The sequence below is a fragment of the Streptomyces decoyicus genome (assembly GCF_019880305.1).
GTDB lineage: Bacteria > Actinomycetota > Actinomycetes > Streptomycetales > Streptomycetaceae > Streptomyces > Streptomyces decoyicus.
Genome location: NZ_CP082301.1, coordinates 211995 through 234042, shown reverse-complemented (window position 1 = coordinate 234042; position 22048 = coordinate 211995). Strand labels below are relative to the sequence as shown.

Here is a 22048-nt window from a genome sequence, read left to right as displayed (position 1 = left end):
GAGGCATCCGTGAAGGTCTCCCGATATCCACTCGCCCTCGTCGCGACCCTCACCGTGTCGTCGCTGGCACTGACCGCCTGCGGCGGCTCGGACAGCGACGACGCCCAGCAGAAGGCTCCGCCGGGGACGACCGCCGTCAACATCAAGGCGACGGACCCCGCGAAGCTCAAGCAGGGCGGGACGATGAACTGGGCCATCCCCGTGTTCGCCACCCAGTGGAACATCGCGGAGGTCGACGGCCTGCAAGTCGGTCCTACGGATGTCATGAAGTCCCTGATGCCGAGCCTGTGGCATTCGAACGCGCACGGGGTGCAGAACCCCAACAAGGCGTTCCTGCTGGACGCCTCGTCCGCGACGGTCAAGGGCAAGCAGGTCGTCACCTGGCATCTGAACCCCAAGGCCAAGTGGTCCGACGGCACGCCCATCACCTGGAAGGACCTCGCGGCCAACACGAAGGCCCTCGACGGTCACGACAAGGCGTACAAGGTGGGATCCACCGTCGGCTTCGACCAGGTGGAGGACGTCAAGAAGGGCAAGGACGACTACGAGGCCGTCATGACCTTCGTCAAGCCGTTCGCGGACTGGAAGGGCATGTTCAACGCATCGGCCAACCAGCCGCTGTACCCCGCGAAGTACGTCTCGGAAGCCAAGGCCTTCAACACCGCCTACGTCAACAAGATCCCGGTCACCGGCAACGCCTTCAAGCTGGGCAGCATCGACAAGTCCGCCAAGACCGTCACCGTGGTGGCCGATCCGAAGTGGTGGGGTGACAAGCCCAAGCTGGACAAGATCGTCTTCCATGCGATGGACAGCACCTCGATGCCCGGCGCCTTCGCCAACGGTGAGGTCGACTACTTCGACGTCGGCGGCGACTCCTCCGCCTTCAAGCAGGCGTCCAAGGTGTCGGCCGGAGAGCTCCGTGAAGCGGGCGGCCCCAACTACCGTCAGCTCACCTTCAACGGCGAGAGCGGCAAGCTGAAGGACCCCAAGGTCCGCCAGGCGCTCTTCATGGCCACCGACCGCGCGACGATCGCCAAGTCGGACCTCAAGGGCCTGGGCTGGAAGCCCTCCACCATGGACAACCACCTCCTGATCGCCAACCAGAAGGGGTACCAGGACAACTCGGGCAAGCTCGGCAAGTACGACCCGAAGGCGGCCGGAAAGCTGCTCGACGAGGCCGGCTGGAAGCTCAGCGGCAAGACCCGTAAGAAGGGCGGCCAGGAGCTGTCGCTGCGGTTCATCATCCCGGCGAACACGCCCGCGGCCACCAACGAAGGGTCGATGCTGACGCAGATGTACCAGCAGGTCGGCGTCAAGCTTCAGGTCCAGACGGTGCCGTTCAACGACTTCTTCGACAAGTACATCACCCCCGGCGACTTCGACATCACGCCCTACACCCTGCTCGGCACGCCGTTCGCCGCCAGTGGATCCACCAACGTCTACAGCGCCAAGGGCGGCAACAACGACGCCAACGTCGGCAGCAAGAAGCTGGACGACCTCCTCCACGCCGCCAGCGCCAATGCCGCCGACCCGGCCGGCGCGCTCAAGCAGACCAACCAGGCCGACGCCGAGGCGTGGCAGCTCGCCGGAGTCCTGCCGCTCTACCAGCGCCCCGACATCGCGGCGATCAAGAAGAACCTCGTCAACATGGGTGCGCTCGGCATGACCGACGTGGTCTACGAGCGCATCGGCTTCACCAAGTAGCCCGCTGAGCAGCAGGAGCACTGACGCCGGTGGCCGTACCCGAAGGGTGGGGTACGGCCACCGGCGTTCGTACGTTTCGTACGGAGCGGCGGAGCTGACCGACCGATCGCCAACGCCACCATCCGCCGGGATGCCCTGCCGGCAAGGTCCCTCACGACCAGCGGACGGGAAGACTCCGCGGACCACGGAGCAAGGCGCCCAACCGCCAGGACAGGTCGGCGGGATGGGCGTCCAGCTCCAGTTTCGGGCAGCGCTCCAGGAGCGTGCGCACCGCGATCCGCGCCTCCAGCCGGGCGAGCGGGGCCCCGAGGCAGAAGTGGATGCCATGGCCGAAGGCCACATGGCCCCTGGCGTCGCGGGTGATGTCGAAGCGGCCGGGATCGTCGAACCGGAGGGGGTCGCGTCCCGAGTCGGCGATCACGGGGAGCACCACCTCGCCGCCACCTGGGACCACCGTGCCCGCGATCTCGGTCGGCTCGAGGGTGAAACGGAACGTGGAGGTCTCCAGTGGCCCCTCATAGCGCAGCATCTCCTCGACCGCGCCGTCGATGAGGGACAGGTCGGCGCGCAGCAGGGCGAGTTGATCCGGGTGGGTGAGCAGCGCCAGGACACCGTTGGAGATCAGATTGGCGGTGGTCTCGTAGCCCGCGATCAGCAACAACTGTGCCATTCCCAGGAGTTCCACCTGGCTGAGCCGGTCGCCGTCCTCGTCGCTCACCGCGATCAGATCGGTCAGCAGATCGTCGCCGGGCCGGGCGCGCTTCGCCTTCACCAGGTCGTCGAGGTAGCCGGCCATGGCTGTCAGGGCTTCCCTGGTCTGCGGCGTCGCGGCACCGACCATCAGGATGTCGGTCCAGGTGCGGAAGACGTCCCGCTCCAGGAAGGGCACTCCCAAGAGCTCGCAGATGACGGTGACCGGGAGCGGGAAGGACAGCGCCTCGACGAGGTCGGCGCGGCCTTCGGGTACGGCGAGCATCGCCGCCAGCAGCTCGTCGGTCATCTCCTGGATGCGTGGCGCGAGGGACGCCACCCGACGCGCGGTGAAGGCACGGGCGACCAGTCCGCGGATGCGGGTGTGCTGCGGCGCATTGGAGCGGAGCATCGACACACCGATGGACACCGGCTGCATGGGCTGCGCGGACGAGACGTGCCGCCACTCCTTCGACAGGCGGGGATCGCTGAGGGCCGCGCGCACCTCGTCGTAGCCGACGACCAGCCAGACGACCGTGCCCTCCGGGAGACGTACGCGGTGCACGGGCCCCCGCTCGCGCAGCCGCGCGTACACCTTGTGCGGATCGCGGACGTAATCCTCCCCTAACGCCGCCAGGTCGAGGGCCTCCACCGGTTCCGTTGCCATCTGGTCTCCTGTCCCCGTGACCTGTGCCGCGGTACTTCTGGGTACGGGGGAACTATCCGTGGCGGCCGCTCCGCAAACCGTTACGCCGACGCTCAACTGCGCGCGTCCGATGGGGCGTTCGGCAGTGCGGTGCCCGGCCACCGGTGCGTGGTGGTGGGTCGGCCGACGCGGGCGGGGAGAAGCCCTCGGAGGTGGCCGTCGTCAGCCCGCACCGGCAGCTGACCCTTGTTTCGGACCGAAGCCCATCACTTCCTCGCCCGCTCGCCCGCTCGGCCACCCCCGCGCTCCTGAGGCGGGCGCCCAGCCGCCGGTCGGGCTGCCGGACGAGCGGCCGGTCCGGGCCACCGTGCGCACTCCGTGCGCGCCCGTGCGGCCTGCTGTGCAAGGCGCGGTGGCGGCCGGGAGGGGTGCATGATGGAGGTAATCGAATAAACGCACGTGAAGAGGCGTCATTCGTGAGCGAAGGATTTCTGGAGACCGGATACGAGAGCGATGAGGCCGCCCCCGAGGGCACACGGCCCGATCGGGAGGGGCAGGCCGAGGCGTTCGACGCGATCGGCGACCGCTACGACGAGGCGTTCCCGTACAAGAAGGGGCAGCTCACCGCCGCCGAGTGGCTGATCAGGGCGCTGCCCGCCGGGTCCCGCGTGCTGGATCTGGGCTGTGGAACCGGCCTCCCGACCGCCCGGCAGCTGGTGGACGCGGGGTTCGAGGTGGTCGGCGTGGACCTGTCCCGGGGGATGGTGGACCTCGCCCGGGAATATGTGCCCCGTGCAACGTTCCACCGGCTCGACATCGCCGACCTGGGACCCGACGGCGCCCACGACCTGGGACGTTTCGACGCGGTCGCGGCCTTTTTCTCCCTGCTGATGCTGCCGCGCGCCGAGATCCCCGGGGCGCTGCGGACGATCCACGGCCTGCTGGTTCCCGGTGGCCTGTTCACCCTGTCGATGGTGGAGGCCGATGTGGACTACTTCACGATCCCGTTCCTCGGCAACACCATCCGGGTGTCCGGCTACCTGCGGGACGACCTGCGCACGGTCATCGAGGAGGCGGACTTCGAGATCGTCGAGGAGTCCTCGTACACGTACGCCCCCGCGATCTCGGACGTGCCGCCCGAGGAACAGCTTTTCCTCAACTGCTCGCGACGCGGCTGAGGCCGCCCCGCGGTCCCTGGCGCCCACCGGACGGACGAGACGAGCAATGGACCCCCGCACCCCCGATCAAGGCCCCGGCAGGCTCTCCGCCGGGACGGAGGGTCGTCGTGTGCCCGAGGACCTGGCAGTGAGCGCGGCGCCCGTGGACACGGGCGCGGCCCCGGCATCCCGGCCGCCGTCTCCCGGAAGCGGCCGTCCCGACAGCGTGCCCCCGGAGGACCCCGCCCCGCCCGGCCGCGGCACCACCCGGCCGGGCCCGGACCCGGACGCCGCCGAGCGCCCCGCGGAGGGCGTCCGGGACGAGGCGGAGCAGGCCCCCGGCACACCGACCGACCGGCTTCGGTACCTCGAAGCCGCCACGCGGCGGATCGCCCGGGGAATCGACCTGGACGAAACCCTCCGGGAACTGTGCCGGGCAGCGATCCCCACGTTCGCCGACGCGATCCTCGTCCACCTGCGTGATCCACTTCCGGCCGGGGAGGGGCAGCCGGCCGAGCCGCTTGTCCTGCGGCTGCACAGCATCGCTCAGGGGCCGGAGGATTCGGTCACCGCAGCGCCTCCGGGAGCCGCGGACTTCGTGCAGCTGACGGTCACCGGCCGGTTCGCCGAGCTACTGCTGACCGGGCGTCCCGTGTTCGGCGACGCCCCGGAGACCGCGCCCGCGGTGACCGAACTGCTGGAGCCGGTGGCGAGCATGCCGACGTCACCGTCACCCGGCCGACGGCTGATCATCGCCCCGCTGTACGGCCGCCGGCGCCTCATGGGAACCGTCGCCCTGCTGCGCGGCGCGGGGCGGATCGCCTTCACGGGGGACGACCTCCTCGTCGCCTCCCAGCTCGCCACCCACACCGCCTTCGGCGTCGACAAAGCGGCGCTCTACGGGCACGAAGCCTCGATCGCCGACGCGCTCCAGCTCACGATGCTGCCCTCCTCGCTCCCCGAGACCACGGGTGTCCGGCTGGCGAGCCGGTACCTGCCGGCCGCCGAGACCTCCCAGGTGGGCGGCGACTGGTACGACGCGATCCCGCTGCCCGGCAACCGCGTCGCGCTGGTCGTCGGTGACGTGATGGGCCACTCCATGACCTCCGCCGCGATCATGGGGCAGCTGCGCACCACCGTGCAGACCCTCGCCGGGCTCGACCTGCCGCCGGAAGAGGTCCTGCACCACCTCGACGAGCAGGCCCAGCGTCTCGGCAGCGAGCACATGGCGACCTGCCTCTACGCCGTCTACGACCCCATATCGCAGCGGCTGCTGGTGGCCGACGCGGGCCATCTGCCCCCCGTACTCCTGCACCCGGACGGGTCGGGCGAAGTACTCCGGATCCCGCCCGGCGCGCCGATCGGTGTGGGCGGCGTCCCCTTCGAATCCGTGGAGATGCCCGCGCCCACGGGAGCGACCCTGCTCCTGTACACCGACGGTCTCGTCGAGTCCCGGGGCAGGGACGTCTGGACAGGAGTGGAGCTGCTGTGCGACCGCCTGCAAGCCGCTGCCGCCGTGGTCGCCTCCCCGCCGCTGGAAATGCTCTGCGACGCGGTGCTGACCATCCTGGACCAGGACGCCCGGGACGACGATGTCGCGCTGCTCGCCGCCCGGTTCGACGGTTTTCCGCCGCGCAATGTCGCGTACTGGTTCCTCAACCCCGAGCCGCAAACGGCCGGCCGGGCCCGGCAACTGACCCGCAGAGCGCTGCACCGCTGGGGCCTGGACCCACTGCTCGATACGACCGAGCTCCTGGTCAGCGAGGTGGTGACGAACGCGGTGCGCTACGCCAACCGGCCGATCGCGCTGCGGCTCCTTCGCACCGATGTGCTCCGCTGCGAAGTGGGCGACGATTCACCGCAGGTACCCCGGATGCGACGAGCTCAGACGGGTGACGAGGGCGGACGCGGTCTGTTCCTGGTCGACCGGCTCGCGCAGCGCTGGGGAGCGACACGACTGAGCACCGGCAAGGTCGTCTGGTTCGAGCAGCCGATCCCCGAGGAATACCGCCCGAACGGACGGGATGCGCCGTAACTCCGGTCTGTTACTCCGTCCGTAACTCCCGTCTGTGGCTACCCGCGCGAGACCCCGTGGCCCCCTCTGCACCAACTCGCCTGCGCGGGCGGGCACATCGACCGGGCCGCTGCGTTTCGGTGGTGGTGTGCCGGGCACACGCTCTGTAGTCCCCGACCGGCCCCCCGTCCGGCCGGGGACGCCCCTCCGGCCGCAGCGCGCACACCATCACACTCCCGGAGGCACCGCGCGTCGTACCGGCGACAGCGGCCCCCGGAGAAGCCGTATGGACGCCGAACGGACGGGGCGGCGCGGCGGCCACACGGGCCGCCGATGAGCGCGGTTCACGGTGACTACGTGTCGGATGATCGGCCAGGTGTTCCACCGGCGCATTCGGTCCGATGCCTCGCGCGCCCGGCCGGTGGGAGGAATCTGCCGCCTAAACCTCCGCCCCGCCTGTCGCGTTTTCCCTCACGGCTCGTTGTCGCTCACATGATTCCCTGTAGCGACCCTCTCTCGGGTGCCAAGACGATGAACAGACCGATGAGCGTCAGCTGGGCCGGGCGCATCGCCCTGGTCGAGCCCGCCCCCAAGCCGGCCCGCTACGCCCGCTATCTGGCGCCCCATTGGAAGGGCATGGCGCGCCTTGACAGCAACAATGGAATCGGTGCTCTACCGGCCGCCTTCCTCCTTCTGCTCGCCGGGGCGCTGCTGTTCGGAGCCGGCGGGGCCGGCGCAGCCCTGGCGGTCCGAGCGGCCTGCGGCCGGCCCCCTCTGCTACAGCTCTGGCTGGCCTTCGACACCGCCACTGCTCTCATCCTGACCACCGCCTACTGGCTGGTGAGCCGCTACGGCCTGCGGTTCTACGACACAGAACCCGCCGACAACGAGATCTGGCGCCTGGTGACCGTGGCCAACACCGCCTGGCGTGCCCTTCCCCGCTCCCACCGCCGCATCCACCAGGCCCGGCTGCGCGCCGCCAACACCGCGGCCCGCTTGCTGCTCACCGACCACACCGATACCCGCACCCGTCAGGTCCTGGCCGCCCATACCGAGCTGCTGCGCCATCTGTCGATTACCGTTCTGCCGGACACCCAGCCGCACGGTCAGGCGGACGAAGCCCTCAGCGCCGTTCTCGCCCACCACGACGCGGACGAATGCCAGATCCTCGACGCCGCCACCCCCGCGCCGCCCACCCAGCTTCCGTCCCTGGCCGCCGCCTCGGCATAGCGCCCACGCCACACGCGTCCGTCGCCCCTCAGCTCCGCTGCCCGCGGCACTTCATGGTCACCACCGCCGCAGGTCCGTCACCGCAGGACGTGGTGTGCCGCCGGGGCGTCGCGGGCCTGCCGTGGCAGCCGAGCCGACTCCTTCACTGCCGGCCTCGGCCTCCGCTCTCCCCGGGGAGGGCTTGACGACCGCGCCGCAGAAAGTCACGCTCCGCCGCGTTCTCGGTGCGGGCGAGCGCCTTGTCGTACGCCAGGCCGGCCTCTGCGTTGCGGTCGAGGCGGCGGAGCAGCTCGGCGCGGACGGCGTGGAACACGTGGAAGCGGTCGAGGGTGAGGCTGTCGACAAGGGCGAGCGCCTCCTCCGGCCCCCGGACCTCGGCCACCGCGACCGCACGGTTGAGGGCCACGACGGGGCTCGGGTCGAAGGAGAGCAACTGGTCGTACAGCTGGAGGATCTGGCGCCAGTCGGTGACCGCCGCGGTCGGCGCGTTGCTGTGGACCGAGTTGATCGCCGCCTGGATCTGGTACGGACCCGGCTGGTTGCGTCGTAGGCACCGGCGCACGAGGGCGTGGCCCTCCGCGATGAGGCCGTGGTCCCAGCGGCCGCGGTCCTGGTCGGCCAGCAGCACGAGGTCGCCGTCCGGGCCGGTGCGGGCGGCGCGGCGCGATTCGGTCTCGATGGGGAGGGTGGTGGCACGGGCGAGCTTGCGGCCCCATTCGAGCGCGGCATCGAGATCGGGTGCCTGGATGACGGTGAAGCCGCCGATGTGCTCCTTGCCCTCGATGTACGGCCCGTCGGTCGTCAGCATCTCGTCGTCCTTCACCCGCACCACGGTGGCCGTGCTCGGCGCGTGCAGACCTCCGGCGAACACCCAGGCGCCGGCCTCCCTCAGCTCGGCCTTCAGGGCCTCGACGTCCCGCATGATCGGCTCCAGGAACTCCGGCGGCGGCGGGGTCCCGTCCCCGTCGGGCTGGTAGATGCTGAGCAGGTAGTGCGTCATGGTGGGCCTCCTCGGCCGAGCGTTCCGCCGGCGCCTTGCCGGCCTCTCACCCTCTATACGAATGACCTCGTCCCGGATCGACACCGGGAGTCGACCGGCCCGGGATTTTTTACGCCCGCTCCTACGGCGGGGGAGCGGAGGCGCCCTCACCTCCCAGCTTGAGCCCTCGGGCGAAGCACCGGGGCGGAGGGCCCGTACGGCGGCGAAATCGTCCTCGGCGGTGTTCGGAGGCCCATGGAGGGGGAGCCCCCGGGGTCGTCAGCCGTTGCCAGCCGCCTGACCCATGCCAGCCGTGCCAGCCGTCTTAACCCATGCCAGTCGTGCCAGCCGCCTGACCCATGCCAGCCGTGCCAGCCGTCTTAACCCGTGCCAGTCGTGCCAGCCGCGTCAGCCGCGCCAGTCCGGCCGGAGCCCTTCCCCTGCCGCGTGCCTTTGGGGGAATACGGGCCCGCACACGTTCGAAGAACGTTCCGGGGTGATACCACCTGGGGTATGCGCGGAGGGCGGGCGCCTGTCCCTCGCGCGGCAGGCGTCCCCCTTCCGGCCCTGGGCACGGGAGGGGTGGGAGGCGGTGGCGGCCAAGTGCGGAACCGATCCGGCAGGAAGCGCGGGCGTTCCCCCGCCGCCCCCGAGGGCAGGGCACGGCGGCGCAGGAAGAGCACGGCGCGACCGGCCCGCGGGGCGCGAGCCGTAGGCGTGCGCTGGTCGGTGGGCGAGAGGCCGGGCCGTCCGGGGGAGGCCACCGAAGTCTCTCCGACGCTGCGGGTGGCGGCGGCGTATGGCTGGCGCCTGATCATCGTGGGTGCGGCCGTCTACGCGATCTTCGCGGCGCTGGGACGCTTCCAACTGGTGACGCTGGCGGTGTTCCTGGCCATGGTGCTGACGGCTCTTCTGGAACCCCTGGTCAGTCTCCTGAATCGCTGGGTACCACGCTCGTGGGCGGTAGCGGCCGGTCTGCTGATCGGCATTGTGCTGCTCTTCGGCGTCCTGAGCCTGATCGGGGCGAATGTCGCCGGTGAGTGGCAGGGGCTGCGCCGGGAGTTCGTCGGAGGCGTGGCCAGGATCGAGCGTTGGCTCGAAGGTCCGCCATTCCGCCTGCGCCCGGGGACTCTCTCGGATGTGCAGGAGCGGGTGTCGCGATTCGTGTCGAGCCACCGTGCGAGTCTGATCAGCACCGCGCTCAGCGGCGTGAGCCAGCTCGTGGAAGTCCTGGCGGTGGGGGCGCTGTCGCTGTTCTGCTCGGTTTTCTTTCTGCATTCGGGCGACCGGATGTGGACGTGGTTCGGCAGCCAGCTGCCGCGGCGCGGGCGTCGGCCCGTGCGTGTCGCGGGGCGTGCCGCGTGGGTGACCTTCACGGGGTACACCCGCGGGATCGTGGTGGTGGCCGCGAGCAATGCGGTCCTGGTGGGAGTAGGGCTCTTCGCCCTGGGGGTGCCCCTCGCCGTCCCACTCGCCGTACTGGAGTTCTTCGCCGCATTCATCCCGCTGGTGGGTTCGCCGGTGGCGCTGGCCGTGGCCGCCGTGGTGGCACTGGCCGCGAAGGGGCCGCTGGTGGCCGCGGTCGTCGTGCTGCTGATCGTCGTCATCGGACAGATCGAAGGACATGTGCTGCACCCCCTCGTGATGAGCCGGGCCGTCCGCATGCACCCGGTGGTGGTGGCGCTCTCGGTCGTCTGCGGCAGCGTCACGGCAGGCGTGCCCGGAGCGGTCGTCGCCGTACCGCTGATCTCGGTGGCCTGGTCCGTGTACGGCGTGCTGCGTGCCCACCCGCCCCCGCCCGCGCCCTCGACCTCCCCGGGACGCTGAGCGAGCCCGCTGCCCGACGAAAGGCGGCATCTCGCACGGCAAGACGGCTGTGGGGTGCACCGGCGCGTCGGTGGACCAGCCCCCGCCGCGTCCGACGACCCGACGCTCGGCCCCGCCGTCCAGGGTCCTGCCATCCACGGTCCCATCCACGGTCCTGCCACCCACGGTCCCGCCACCCACGATGCCGGTCGGGATACCTCGTCGATCGTGTACGCAGCCGAGCGGGCGGCAGAGACTGCCGGGTGCGGTCTGGGCAGGACCGAACCGCGGAGCGGAGGACCCGGGGCACTGCGCCGCGATCGAGCAGGAACGAACAGAAGCCGCCTCGGCTTTGAAGTCCTTGCGCGCTGTGTGAAGATCGCTGGTCGCGGCTGCGGGGGCCATCAGGCAGGTCAAAGGACGAGTAGTGGGCAATTCGGTCTGGTCGGGCGCGACGGAGAACTCCGTTGCTTCGCATGAGGAGTCGGCATTGCGGCCGCGAGGACTGGTGGATCTGCGGGGCCCGGGAGACATTCCCGCGCGGTTGTCGTATCCCGCGGGGGCGGTGGTGGTGGTCTCCGGATTGCCCGGGAGCGGTAAGAGCACCCTGCTGCGACGTTGGTCCAGGGCCGCCGCGGCCGTCATAGATCCGCGAGCCGTCCACGTCGCCTGTGAGGCGGCGATGCCGGCCCGGCTGCCGTACGCGGTGTATCGGCCCTGGGTGCGGTGGAGGTACTTCCGGTGGCTGCGTACGGCGGTACGCGACGGCGAGTCCCTGCTGGTCCACGACTGCGGTGGGCGCCCGTGGATGCGCCGGTGGCTGGCCAGAAGTGCCGGACGTCAAGGACGCGAACTGCACCTGGTGGTGCTGGACGTAGGGGTGACCGAGGCGCTCTCGGGCCAGGAAGCCCGAGGCCGGTGGGCCCCGCAACGCGCCTTCGCCCGGCATCACCGGGGCCTGGACCGCTTGCTCAAGGCTCTGTCCGGACCCGGCGCGCCACAGCCACGTGCCCCATGGACGGCCGACGAAGCCGAGACTCCATCAGCATCAGCACATACCCTCGGGTTCCCGGGGCCGCCCGCACAATCGACGGACCCAGCCGCCGGCCCGGTACCAGAGGCCATATCAGTGGTCCTGCTGGATCGCGGTTCGCGGGAGCAGGTGGCGGCAGTGGAGTTCGTCTCCGCACAGGTCCAGCCGCCGGCACAGCTGTTGGGCGACAGAACAGTGCCCCGGCCGGCCTGAGCCTGCCCCTGAGCCCTCACCGGTACCGCTCCCAGCCGGTGAAGCGCCAGCGGGTCTGGCTGAAGCGCTCACCCGAACAACTGTTCTGGACAGCCCGTGCAACCTGCTCCGTGAGCTCCACATGGCGTACGGCGTGGCCCGCCGCGCACTGCGGCGGAGAGTTCCGCTGCGGCACGGCGAGGGCGACAAGCGCCACCTGACCAGCCTTGAAGGGCTCGCCGCGCTGTCCTTGGACGCGCTCAGCTCGGTCGCGTACGGGCCCGAGGCGATCGTGATCGTGCTGATCGCCGCCGGGACCGGGGCGCTGACTGCCACCCTTCCCATGACGCTGGTCATCGCCGGGCTGCTCGCGGTGTTGCTGGTCTCGTACGGTCAGGTGATCGCCGCGCAGCCCGACGACGGTGGCGCTTATGCCAGTCGTCGTGGGCAGCGCCCAACCTGTCCATGTCACCAGACGAGGTGCCAAACAATTCCGTGACGGGTGAACTTGATGACATCGGGCTGCCCCGACTCTCTGACGTGGGAGACGGGGGTGGTCCGCTCCCGTCCATGCTCCTACCCCTCGCGCTCCCGCTCCTGCTCCCACTCCCGCCCCTGGGCCTCTGTCTGTTCGGCGGTGACAGAAGAGCGTTCGAGCGTGACCGGTTCGGGGATGTTGCGGTAGACGGCTCCCCGGCTGGGGCATTCTCTCGTGTGGCATCTGCCGCACGCTTGGCGAAGGGGCGCGGCACTGGAGCGCACCACCAGCCGGGTCGGCCGTGAAGCCGCCTACGCTCAGGATCTTTCTACTGGAGAGGAGTTGACCGTACGCTGCCCGACACCTCGTCTTCACCGGCTCCGGTACCCACTGCGCTCGGGCTCCCGCTCACGGGCAGGCTCGACCGCCGGGTCGGGAATAGCGATGCATGGAGCCCACGTGGTCCACATGTACGCCACCCTTTGGCATCGCCTATGGAGTGCAAAGCCGCGATGAGGAACTTGGCCCCGGGCGTCCGGCAGTGGTTGGGTCATGAGCTGTGCGCTGCGGGGCACACGAAGGAAATGGCCCATCACAGCGACATCGCATCGGTGCCGTCCCACACAGAACCCGAAGGCCCCGTCTGGGCACGGTGGGTGTATCTGGGACTGACAGTGCTGGCCGGTGCCCAGCTTCTGGCAGCCGCGCTCGAGGAAGGTGGTGGTGAGCCGGCCGTGGTCTCCGGTCTGGTCGGCGTCATCGCATTCCCGGCACTGGCCGCCACCGCCTTCCTGCGGGCTCGAGGCCGGGGCTGCTCCTGCTCCGGCAAGCAGCAGGCTCGACCCAAGCCAACCAGGTCTGGGTCTTGAGCTCGTTCTTCAGCCCGGGACGAACGGGGACGTGAACCTCGCGCGGCCGTAGGCGTGCCAGACCAGCCGCTCGGCCGAACACGGTGCGTCCGAACAGTCCGTCCCAGCACGAGGCGAAAGACTCGTACAGGCACGTTCGGAAGCGAGACAGGCGAGGGTTCGCCTCCCGATGCGTGCGTTGGCCGGACGGCACGCACGACGACCTGCTCGCCGAGAACAGGGACCGCATTCAGCTTCTCCAGTCGGACTGGATCGCGTAGCAGCACCCCAGCTGGGCGACAGGCGTGGTGACAGTGGGATCACCGCCGCACCGCGAGGAACCCGCACCGCGAGGAACCCGCGCCGCGAGGAATCGCGCGCGCGACCTGCGCCTAGCGCACGGTGTGGTCGCCCTCGCCCGCCGGTGTGAGGGCGTCGAGGTCATCGGCGTAAGAGCGGATCTGGATGTCCCGGTGGGCGCGGGTGGCGGCGATCACGGCGGCGAACGCCGGGTATGCGTGCGGGTGTTCCTCCAACAGGCCCACGGCGGCGACGGCACCGCACTCCGCGGTGTCCTCGTCTTCCGACCGGGTCAACCGTAGGCAGATCTCCGCTGCACGGGCCGGGTCGGCCATGGCGATGAGTGTCTCTGCCAGCGGGTTGTCCGACCAGCGCCATTGTTCGCCTTCGATGACATCACCGTTGAGCACGTCGCCGTGCTCCCAGGCCTCGGCGACGGCGGTGGTCGCCTCGGCATTCCACGGTAGTCCGGCTTGGGCGATGCCCCACGCCGCGGCGGCGCGCACAGCGGGCGTGTGACGGGAGGCCAGGGCGCCGGAGAGCCACGCGGCGCGGCCGGCGACGTCGTGCCGGGCGACGCCACCGGTCATGACCGCCGCGATGAGCGGGTCCGGTTCACAGAGGACGCGCTCGCTCAGCGCGCGTACGGCGAGCTCCTCGTGGCCGGTGCGCAACCCCGACACGTAGGCGACACGGTGCCGCACTTCACGGACCGGGTCGGCGAGGAGGGGGAGCAGGCGGTGAGTTGCCCGTGCGTGGGCCGCACGGATCTCGTGGTGCACGGCTTCGGTCTCCGCGATGCCGATGGTGATGCCGAGCAGCAGGTCAGCGAGGGTTGCCCGGCCAGGTGCCGTGGGGTCGAGCAGGAGGTCCACGAGAACCGGGTACGCCGTGGCCGACCCCGCGTAGACGCTTCCCTGGTGGACCAGGCAGTTGTGGAGAACGTCAACGGCCCGCTCGGCGCGGTCCGGGTCCTCGCCGCAGGCGTCGAGAAGCCACTTGAGGGTGTCCGCTCCGTCGCCGTAGGCGTGCCCCGCCCCGGTCCAGTCGATGTCGTGTAGTTCGATCCGTGCCCGCATCGTTGCTTTCGTCCCTCCGAGGTGTGCGCACTGTCGCGCCATCGCTCGCCAAGGCTAGGGTCTTTCGTTCGGAACAGGCCCCGGATCAGGTTGGATCTGGCGATAGGGGTAGGGGTTGGGGCGAGCGGCGGCTCGGCAACCGGAGCGGTCCGGCCATGAGCAAGAGCACCAGGACGGCAGGAACGTTGCAGGAGTCCATGTCGCGGGTGCGTGCCGTCCCGTCACCCTCATCGAGATGAACCTGAACCTGGTGCGCTGCGTCGCCCGGCATTTCTCCGGCTGAATCCGAGTGGTCATGAGCATCGGTGACGTTGAGCAGCTCTCGCTTCAACCTACTGACCGCTCTGCTGGTTGAAGGCCGTTTGGTCGGCGTTTTCCTGTGTGAGGGCTTCGTGCCGGCCGGGTCCATCCGGTGGCCTGGCGCAGCCACTCGCATTCGCGCTCCAGGGTGGTGGCGGAGGTGGTGCTGGTGTCGGTGCTGATGGTGACCGGCAGTCCGTCGGCCGGGAGTGGGGTGGCGGGGTGGTTGGTGAGGCTGGGGACGGCGCCGGTCTGCACGTTGCTGGTGGGGCACACTTCCACGGCGATGTTGTCGGTGCGGAGCCGGCACAGGAGTGCGCGGTGTTGGAGGTCCAACGCGCACCGTGGCCGATGCGACGGGCACCGAGGACGTTGATCGCCTCCCACACGCTTCACGACCCGCGGCATCTCCGGCGTGTACGGGGCAGGGCAGGCCGACACGGTGGGTGAGGTCGAAGGCGACCGATGAGGCTCGGCGGTCTACAGGTCTCGTGACCGGCGAGGTCGAGGCCGGCGACGACGCCTCGGTGCCGCAGGGCGGGCTCGGCGACGGCGACGCTTTCGTCCGGACTCTGGTGGCGCATGCAGCACAGCAGCAGCCCGGGGCGCACGCCGGTGGTGACCCGGTCCTGGGCCAGTCCATCGGCCACCGCTTGGACGGCTTCGTCGGGGGTCATGCCGTGGCGGACGTGCAGTTGCGGGGTGAAGCGGACTTCGCCGTGGACGTCGCCGTCCGTCTTCCAGTCCTCGACCAGTTCTCGGGCGGTGCGGGTGCGGGTGCGGATGCGGGTGAGGGTGTCGGGAGTCGGAGTCCGTAGGACCTGCAAGGGGGGCGATGTGGGGTCGATGTGGGGCAGGAAGGTGGTCAGGCTTCCGCAGTGGGCCGACGCCACGACCAGGTCCTCGACCGGCCGGTCGAGGGCGATGCCCTGTTTGCGGGCGAGGTCGGCGACGGTGCCCGGACGGACGGAGCCGTCGAGGTGGCAGTGCAGTTCGTAGGGCGGCATCCGCGCGGCGTGGGTGCTCATGAGGTCGGTCGGGTACAGGAGGTCGGTCGGGTACAGAGGGCGGAAGGAGCTGAATCTTCGGTGCCAGGCCCAACATCGCCGAGACGGGACAACCGGTGCCGGGCTGTTACGACAGCCCGGCACCGGTTGTCCCGTCTCAGTCGATCCGGCCCGGCCTCGGTCTCACATGAACTGGTCCGCTTCGCTCGTAGCCTCAGACGATGTGGTCTGCCAGCTTGTTCGTTGTCCTGTCTGGTGAGATCGCGCGGCTGCCTCGGACGTGTCGGTGCGCAGGCCCGGACAAGGCCGGTTCGCAGGCCCGGGACAAAGCCGGTGCACAGGTCCGGTCGGGTTCAGGGCGAGGCTACGCATCGGTTGGCCGGTTGGCTGGTGGGCCGGTGCGTCACGGTCTGCGCTGTGGATTCCGCAGTGCGGGCGGTCCGAGCTTCACCCGGGCCTCATGATCCGGTGGGCTGCTCCGCGACGCTGCCGTCCTGGGCGCCGGCGGCAACGATCCGGCGCGGCAGTTTCGCGGCAACGACGATGGTCACCAAGGCGAGAGCGGCGGCGACACCGAAGGCCAGCTTCATCCCGCTCAGCTCTGCGGGCGCGGCGGCGACGCCGTCGGCGACCAGGTGACCGGTGCGCGCGGTCATCACGGTCACCACAAGCGCGGTCCCGAACGCTGCGGCGACTTGCTGCAACGTCCCGAGCATCGAGCTGCCGTGCGAGTACAGATGCGGGGGAAGCACGCCCATGCCAAGCGTGAAGACGGGAGTGAAGGTCGCCGCAAGGCTCACCATCAGCAGCGCGTGCAGTCCCAGCACTTGCCAGTACGGCATCGTCATCGAGACCTGGGTGAAACCGCCGAGGGCGATCACCATGCCGATCGAGCCGGGCAGTACCAGCGGCCGACTGCCGAACCGGTCGAACATCTTTCCCACGGTCGGTCCGAGCAGCCCCATGGCCAGACCGCCCGGCATGACCAGCAGGCCGGTCTCCAGCGGGCTGAGCCCGCGCATGTTCTGCAGGTACAGCGGCAGCAGGATCATCGACCCGAGCATCGCCAGGAAGCCGATGGATATGAGGGCCAAGGACAGGCCGAAGGTGCGGTGCCCGAGGGTGCGCAGGTCCATCAGCGGCACGCCGGTGCGTTGCAGCTTGAGCTGGCGGATCACGAAAACCGCGATTGCCGCGACCCCGGCGACGACGATGCCGATGCCGAGCCCGACCCTGCCACCGGTTTCGCCGAGGAGGCTCAGGCCGTACACCAGGCCGCCGAAGCCGAGCGCCGCCACGGAGACACTGAGCCAGTCGATGGAGCTCACCTGCGGCTCGCTGATGTTGTCGACCTTGCGCAGCCCGAACAGGGTCACCAGAGCGGCGATCGGCAGGACGGCCACGAACAGCATTCGCCAGGAGCCGACCTGGAGGATCAGCCCGGACACGGCAGGTCCGAGCGCGGGCGCCACCGAGATCGCCAGAGTGACGTTGCCCATCACCCGACCGCGGTCCTGCTCAGGCACCACGATCATCAACGTGGTCATCAGCAGGGGCATCATCACGGCTGTACCTGCGGCCTGCACGATCCGACCCAGCAGCAGCACCTCGAAGGACGGCGCGACGGCTGACAGAGCGGTACCGGCGAGGAACACGCCCATCGCGATGGCGTAGGCCTGGCGGGTGGTGACCCGCTGGAGGAACCAGCCGGTGACCGGAATCACGGCGGCCATGGTCAGCATGAACGCGGTGGATACCCACTGCGCCGACTGTTGGGTGACGTGCAACGACTCCATCAACCTCGGGATGGCGTTGATCAAGATCGTCTCGTTCAGGATCACCACGAACGTGGCCAGCACCAGCAGCCGCACCACGGTCGGTATGCGGCCCGCCTGCACGGGCGGTCGTTCTTGGATCACAGCTGACATGCAGCACCTCGCTGGGGTTCCTGGTCACAGTCGCCTCGCAGCCAGGGGCTGTCGGCACGGACGTGGGTGGTGATTGTAGGAAGAGACCGGCACTCGTAGTAAAACTCATCGGTCAGCGCGAGTGTTTCGCATCGTCGCGCCGATCTCACCCGAATTTCCCCCTGCTCACGAAGCCACCCGTCGGCGACGCCGTGGCAGACGGCCCGCGCTTCATCGACGCGTGCTACGACGCCGGGGACCTGCACCAGGGCACCTCCCGCCGCCTCGTCGTGAGGGCCATCACGTGAGGGAGAACAGTTCGAGGACGGTAAGGACGGAGAGGTTGGAGAGGACGGAGAGGCCAAGACACTCACGGATGGGGGCTGCTGGTCGTAGTGGGCCCGCCGACGCCAGTGGCGGTCCAGAAGGTTCCTGATATCCAGAAAGGGGGGCCGATGTGGTCCAGGAGGGCTGTCACAAAGGCGGACATGGCGGTGATCTCGCCCAAGGGCCGCGGCGTGCTGCTGTTCCGCCTACTCGGTCAGTGTGTGGACGGCGCGTGCGCCGGGTTTCCGGCCTTGGCGTCCGTTGCCGTCGGCCGTCGGCCGCCGGGCTCGCGGCCCCGGCCTCCTCCAGCTCCGTATCGCCGGAGTGCCGGCGCAGTGTTGCGGTGGCGATGTCCAGGAAGTCCGGTACGGGGCCCGCGCAGCTGCTCTCCGGTGCCGCCAGGCAGGTCTCGACAGGCAAGGCATCGGTCACGGGCAGGTAGACGAGGTCAGGGCGGGAGTATGAGCCCGCGACGCTGAGGGGGACGAGCGCGAGGCCCTGCCCGGAGGCGATGAGCTCGAACTTCTCCTCCAATGAGGACGTCCGCCGCGTCCTGACGTCGAGGATCGGCTCACCGTCGAGATCGGCCGACGTGAGTGTGTGACGGTCGGCCAGTGGATGCGTCACGGGCAGGCAGGCGACCTTGGTCTCGTGGCCGATGGGGACGGTGCGCAGCCCCGAATCGTCGAAGGGGTGCCGGAGGTATCCGACGTGGGCTCGGCCGTCGCGAAGCGGTGCGTCCTGCTCCCACCAGCGCAGCGGAAAGACATCGATCTGGACCTTCGGGTGGCTCGCCGTGAACGCCCGGATCGCGTCCGACACGTGAAGGCCGGGGGAGAAGGCGATGACGAGCCGCTGCTCGCCTCGATCGGCCTCGTGCACGCGCCGCAGGGCCGTGTCCACCACCGTGGTGATCCTTCGCGCTTCGTCGTACAGCTGCCGCCCCGCGGGCGTCAGTTCAACGCTGCGCGTGGTCCGCGTGAACAGCAGACATCCCAACTCCTGCTCGAACGCGCGGATCTGCCGGCTGAGGACCGGCTGCGCGATGAACAGCGCTTGTGCCGCCCGGCCGCCGCACGAACCGGTCCGCGAACTCCCGTCTCGATGGTGGGTGGCCATCTGTTGATACGGGCGACAGCAGGTGCGGCGGGAGATGTTCGGGTGAAAGCTGGGGACATGGTGAAGCAAGCCCCTCTTCATGTCTGTCCGCCCGCCAGCGACGGAGGCCGTCCGGTGACTCTCGGCGGGGTAGCTCTCGGTGTGGCCTACAGCACCACTGACGTGGTGCGGTTCCTGCGGCAGGCCGGAATCGACGACAGTCTCATCGCCCTCGATGACCATAGCCTGATCGAGTGGCAGGGCGGTGGGCCCGAGGTGTGGGATTAGGCAGCCGTACCCGATGTTCTTGGTCCCCCGTCGCGGCTGCGGAGGGCATGGGCCGTTGGTGCGCCTTCGGCTGGCGGCCCGGCTGGCCGACCCGCCAGCCCGCCACGCCCGCCAGCCGGCCAGCCGGCCGACTGGCGGACGTGGCGGGTGGAGTGCTGGAGGAGACGGCGGTGCAGCTCCATTGCGGTCGCTGTGGTCGCTGTGGTCGCCGTGGTCGCCGTGGTCGTCTCGGCTGTGTCCGGCTGTTGTCTCCGCCCCGGGTGGCGACGGCGGATGGGCCGTGCTCTCGGCCGGGCCGCGGAACCGGGCAGGGGGAGTGCCGACCGCAGATCGCCCGATGCTCTCGTGGCCGGCCCACTGATGCTGCTGTGGCCGGACGAGGCCCCGGCGCGCCTCCGAACCGGATCGGGGGGCGTTGCACCGCATGCGACCTCAGGGTCGGGGGGCCAGCAGGTCGTCCAGTTCGGCCGCGAAGAGCAGGGCGGGGTCGAGGCCCATGCCGGTGAAATGACCGGCGAGCTCCAACGACAGGACGCCGTGGAGGCGGGTCCAGAAGGTCAGGAACCGGTGGAGGGCCTCGGGTGAGGCGGGGTGGCCGGCGGCCCAGTCCCGGTGGTCCTCCAGGTAGGTGCCGAAGGGTGTCGCGGTGCCGCCCGGTGTGACCGCCGTGCACGCGTCGAGCAGGGTCGTCATGATCTCGGAGGAGATGGCCGTGGTGTCCGCGGGCGCGTGGTAGCCGGGGATGGGGGTGCCGTAGACGAGGAAGTACCGCTGAGGGTCCGCCAGGGCCCAGTCGCGCAGGGCGTGCGCCAGCCCGGCCAGGTCGGCACCGGTGGCGGAGGCCGTGCGGAGAGTTTCGGCGAGGCTTCGGTACGCCTCCCGGACGAGTTCGGTGATCAGGTCGTCGCGGCTGGCGAAGTAGCGGTACAGCGCCGGCCCGCTCATGCCCATCTGCTTGGCGATCGCGTTGAGGGAGAGCGCGGACGCTCCCGCCGTGGCGATCTGCTCCCACGCGCGTTGCGTGATCTCCGCTCGCACCTGGGTCCGATAGCGCTCCCGCGGGGTGTTCGCGCCTGTTGTCGTCATGGCCTGCCATCGCCCCCATCCATCCGGCTACATCCTCAAGGGTTGGTTAGAAGCTATCACGCACCCATTGACCTGCCGCTCCGCGCGACGTTATAACATCTAACGAACGCGTGAGCTTCTATCCGGGTGGGCTGCGCGGTGTGACCGACAGGCGTGCTCACCCCGACCGACAGAGGAGAACTCCATGTCCGGCATCCGCAGCACCAGCTTCCGCGCCGCCCTGTTCCCCATCCCGCTCGTCCTCGGCGTCCTCGGCACCGCTGCCGCACCCGCCGGGGCCGTCGGCTCCCACGCCTCCCACACCTCCCACACCTCCCACCCCGGCAAGTCCCTCACCTGCCGCGGGAAGGGCGTCGACCCCGACGCTCTCGTCCGCCACCGGACCGAGACCGTGATCAACGCCCCGCTGCGCACCGCCTGGAAGCTACAGACCGACGTGGAGCGCTGGCCGTCCTGGCAGACCCCCGTCGAGACCGTGGAACGCCTCGACCACGGCCCCTTCCGCAAGGGTTCGGCATTCAGGTGGACGATCCCGATACCCCCCAACCCCTCGACTCCCGCCACCAGCTTGGAGATCACCTCGACCGTCCAGCAGATCAAGCCCAACTCGTGCATCCGCTGGACCGGCCCCGCGATCGGCGAAGGACTGCGCATCGACGGCGTCCATGTCTGGAACTTCACCAAGGTCAAGGGCGGCGTCCGCGTGAGCACCGAGGAAACCCACACCGGCGCCCAGGTGGAAGCGGACGTTCCCACCGCGACCAAAATCCTCCGCGAGGGCCTCGAAGCCTGGCTGCGCGACGTGAAGTCCGCCGCCGAAACCCGCGCCCACAACCGGTTCCTCCAGGAACACGCGTAGGCGCGAGTACGCGTGCACGTGAACTGGCCTCTGTGCGGCCCCCTTTGAGGCCCTGGGGCGGTGCCGACGGGGCCTTCGGAGCCCCGACGGCGTGCCGGTGGGTCCGCACCGAGGCGGAGTTGGCACCGATGTCCCGGTCGATGCGGCCCTTGGCGTCGACGACGGCCCTGGATGCGCTGGAGCGGCCGTTCCCAGGTGTCGTCCGCCGACCACAACTGTTGCCGCTTGGGCACGGTCTGCCAGGGGACGTAGCGTTCCGGCAGCTCGCGCCACTGGCGGCCGGTGGTGAGCCGGTGGATGAACCCGTTGACACCTACCTGTGTTTCCGTCGCCGGCCGTACCGGTTGGTGATCTTCGGCAGCAGCGGCGCCAGCACAACCCACCCGTCGTCAGTCAGGTTTCCCCCTGCTGAGGATGACCAGAACAGCGAGCTACGGCTCGAAGGGAGATGTACTAAGGGCTGAGGGGCGGCAGCGGAAGCGGTAGCGAGGTGCGCCTGGTCGCCCTGGCCACCGCCGACCCCACACACGCCCACTGGTTCGTACACGACCTGCTCGGCCCCCTGGCCTCCAACAGCACCCGGGTAGGGGAACTGCGCAAAACCCTGTGCGTGTACCTCGCCGAGGGACGCAGCCTGCGCGCCGCCGCCGGGCGGCTGCACGTGGCCCGCAACACCGTCACCTACGGGGTCAAACACGCCCAGGAACTCCTGCCCCCGACAGCCCTCACGGACAACGCCTTGGAGCTGCGCCTGGCCCTGGAGCTCGCCCGCTCGCAGTTCGGCTGACGGCAGGCCAGGTCTTCCCTGCACCTATGCCGGTCCCGCCGGGGACGCAACGGGGGTGCCGTCAGGCCTCTCGGTGGTCGGCGCGGCGACACCCCCGGGCTTTGAGTGTCGGATCCCTCCGACTGGTCCAGTCTGCCTCCTCACCTCTCCGGTAATTGCTTCCACCACCACGGGGCCGGTTTCGTCGTCACTGGGCATGCGGCGACCGCCAGCAGGCATGCCTGCGTGATGGG

General features: G+C 69.8%; 16 protein-coding genes and 2 pseudogenes. 9 read left to right on the top strand and 9 right to left on the bottom strand.

Annotated features, from left to right (window positions below):
- The first annotated feature begins 9 nt into the window (after positions 1–9).
- Positions 10–1704: an ABC transporter family substrate-binding protein gene (locus tag K7C20_RS01035; RefSeq protein WP_030075067.1), complete on the top strand. Its 1695-nt coding sequence runs from the start codon at positions 10–12 to the stop codon at positions 1702–1704.
- Positions 1705–1855: 151 nt separating this feature from the next.
- On the opposite strand, the gene K7C20_RS01030 is transcribed toward K7C20_RS01035, so the two are convergent.
- Positions 1856–3061, bottom strand: a complete 1206-nt coding sequence (locus K7C20_RS01030; RefSeq protein WP_053209367.1) for a cytochrome P450 family protein — start codon at positions 3059–3061, stop codon at positions 1856–1858.
- 455 nt (positions 3062–3516) lie between these two features.
- Here K7C20_RS01030 and K7C20_RS01025 point away from each other — a divergent pair, with 455 nt between their 5' ends.
- From K7C20_RS01025 to K7C20_RS01015, 3 genes are all read left to right on the top strand, one after another.
- A complete protein-coding gene (locus tag K7C20_RS01025) occupies positions 3517–4218 on the top strand; it encodes a class I SAM-dependent DNA methyltransferase (RefSeq protein ID WP_030075070.1) in 702 nt (233 codons plus the stop codon).
- A gap of 109 nt (positions 4219–4327) precedes the next feature.
- A complete protein-coding gene (locus tag K7C20_RS01020; protein WP_246655285.1) occupies positions 4328–6232 on the top strand; it encodes a SpoIIE family protein phosphatase in 1905 nt (634 codons plus the stop codon).
- 522 nt (positions 6233–6754) lie between these two features.
- A complete protein-coding gene (locus tag K7C20_RS01015) occupies positions 6755–7441 on the top strand; it encodes a hypothetical protein (RefSeq protein ID WP_053209369.1) in 687 nt (228 codons plus the stop codon).
- Positions 7442–7583: 142 nt separating this feature from the next.
- On the opposite strand, the gene K7C20_RS37990 is transcribed toward K7C20_RS01015, so the two are convergent.
- Entirely contained in the window at positions 7584–8363 is a 780-nt protein-coding gene (locus K7C20_RS37990) for a DUF6596 domain-containing protein (RefSeq protein WP_245171283.1), read from the bottom strand.
- Between the two features lie 786 nt (positions 8364–9149).
- Here K7C20_RS37990 and K7C20_RS01005 point away from each other — a divergent pair.
- The 3 genes and pseudogenes from K7C20_RS01005 to K7C20_RS39390 all read left to right on the top strand — a co-directional run.
- Complete coding sequence (locus K7C20_RS01005; protein ID WP_048828537.1) at positions 9150–10247, top strand: AI-2E family transporter; 1098 nt, start codon at positions 9150–9152, stop codon at positions 10245–10247.
- A 406-nt stretch (positions 10248–10653) separates the two neighbouring features.
- Entirely contained in the window at positions 10654–11472 is an 819-nt protein-coding gene (locus K7C20_RS01000) for an AAA family ATPase (protein ID WP_078953241.1), read from the top strand.
- Positions 11369–11887 (top strand): annotated as a pseudogene (locus tag K7C20_RS39390) (hypothetical protein); the annotation flags it as partial. The gene K7C20_RS01000 and the pseudogene K7C20_RS39390, both read left to right, overlap by 104 nt.
- Positions 11888–13169: 1282 nt before the next feature.
- Here K7C20_RS39390 and K7C20_RS00990 read toward each other — a convergent pair.
- The 6 genes from K7C20_RS00990 to K7C20_RS00965 all read right to left on the bottom strand — a co-directional run bounded on the left by K7C20_RS00990 (position 13170) and on the right by K7C20_RS00965 (position 20169).
- Positions 13170–14156 carry a hypothetical protein gene (locus tag K7C20_RS00990; RefSeq protein WP_030075078.1) on the bottom strand — a complete coding sequence of 329 codons (987 nt, stop codon included), beginning with the start codon at positions 14154–14156 and terminating at the stop codon, positions 13170–13172.
- Between the two features lie 327 nt (positions 14157–14483).
- A complete protein-coding gene (locus K7C20_RS39385; RefSeq protein ID WP_409351292.1) occupies positions 14484–14864 on the bottom strand; it encodes a hypothetical protein in 381 nt (126 codons plus the stop codon).
- On the bottom strand, positions 14849–15484 hold the full coding sequence (locus K7C20_RS38930) for an amidohydrolase family protein (protein WP_209443943.1): 636 nt from the start codon (positions 15482–15484) through the stop codon (positions 14849–14851). The genes K7C20_RS39385 and K7C20_RS38930 overlap by 16 nt, the downstream gene beginning before the upstream one ends.
- Before the next feature lie 437 nt (positions 15485–15921).
- Positions 15922–17337 carry an MDR family MFS transporter gene (locus K7C20_RS00975; protein WP_245171249.1) on the bottom strand — a complete coding sequence of 472 codons (1416 nt, stop codon included), beginning with the start codon at positions 17335–17337 and terminating at the stop codon, positions 15922–15924.
- A gap of 507 nt (positions 17338–17844) precedes the next feature.
- Positions 17845–18816, bottom strand: a complete 972-nt coding sequence (locus K7C20_RS00970; RefSeq protein ID WP_078953242.1) for a LysR family transcriptional regulator — start codon at positions 18814–18816, stop codon at positions 17845–17847.
- A 699-nt stretch (positions 18817–19515) separates the two neighbouring features.
- Positions 19516–20169, bottom strand: a complete 654-nt coding sequence (locus K7C20_RS00965) for a TetR/AcrR family transcriptional regulator (protein ID WP_030075082.1) — start codon at positions 20167–20169, stop codon at positions 19516–19518.
- Between the two features lie 184 nt (positions 20170–20353).
- Between K7C20_RS00965 and K7C20_RS00960 the strand changes: the two genes are divergently transcribed.
- Complete coding sequence (locus tag K7C20_RS00960) at positions 20354–21028, top strand: SRPBCC family protein (protein WP_030075083.1); 675 nt, start codon at positions 20354–20356, stop codon at positions 21026–21028.
- 197 nt (positions 21029–21225) lie between these two features.
- Here the strand turns inward: K7C20_RS00960 and K7C20_RS39380 are convergent.
- Positions 21226–21411: pseudogene (locus K7C20_RS39380) on the bottom strand (transposase); the annotation flags it as partial.
- Positions 21412–21518: 107 nt separating this feature from the next.
- Between K7C20_RS39380 and K7C20_RS00950 the strand changes: the two are divergent.
- On the top strand, positions 21519–21815 hold the full coding sequence (locus tag K7C20_RS00950; RefSeq protein ID WP_030075084.1) for a helix-turn-helix domain-containing protein: 297 nt from the start codon (positions 21519–21521) through the stop codon (positions 21813–21815).
- Positions 21816–22048 lie beyond the last annotated feature (233 nt).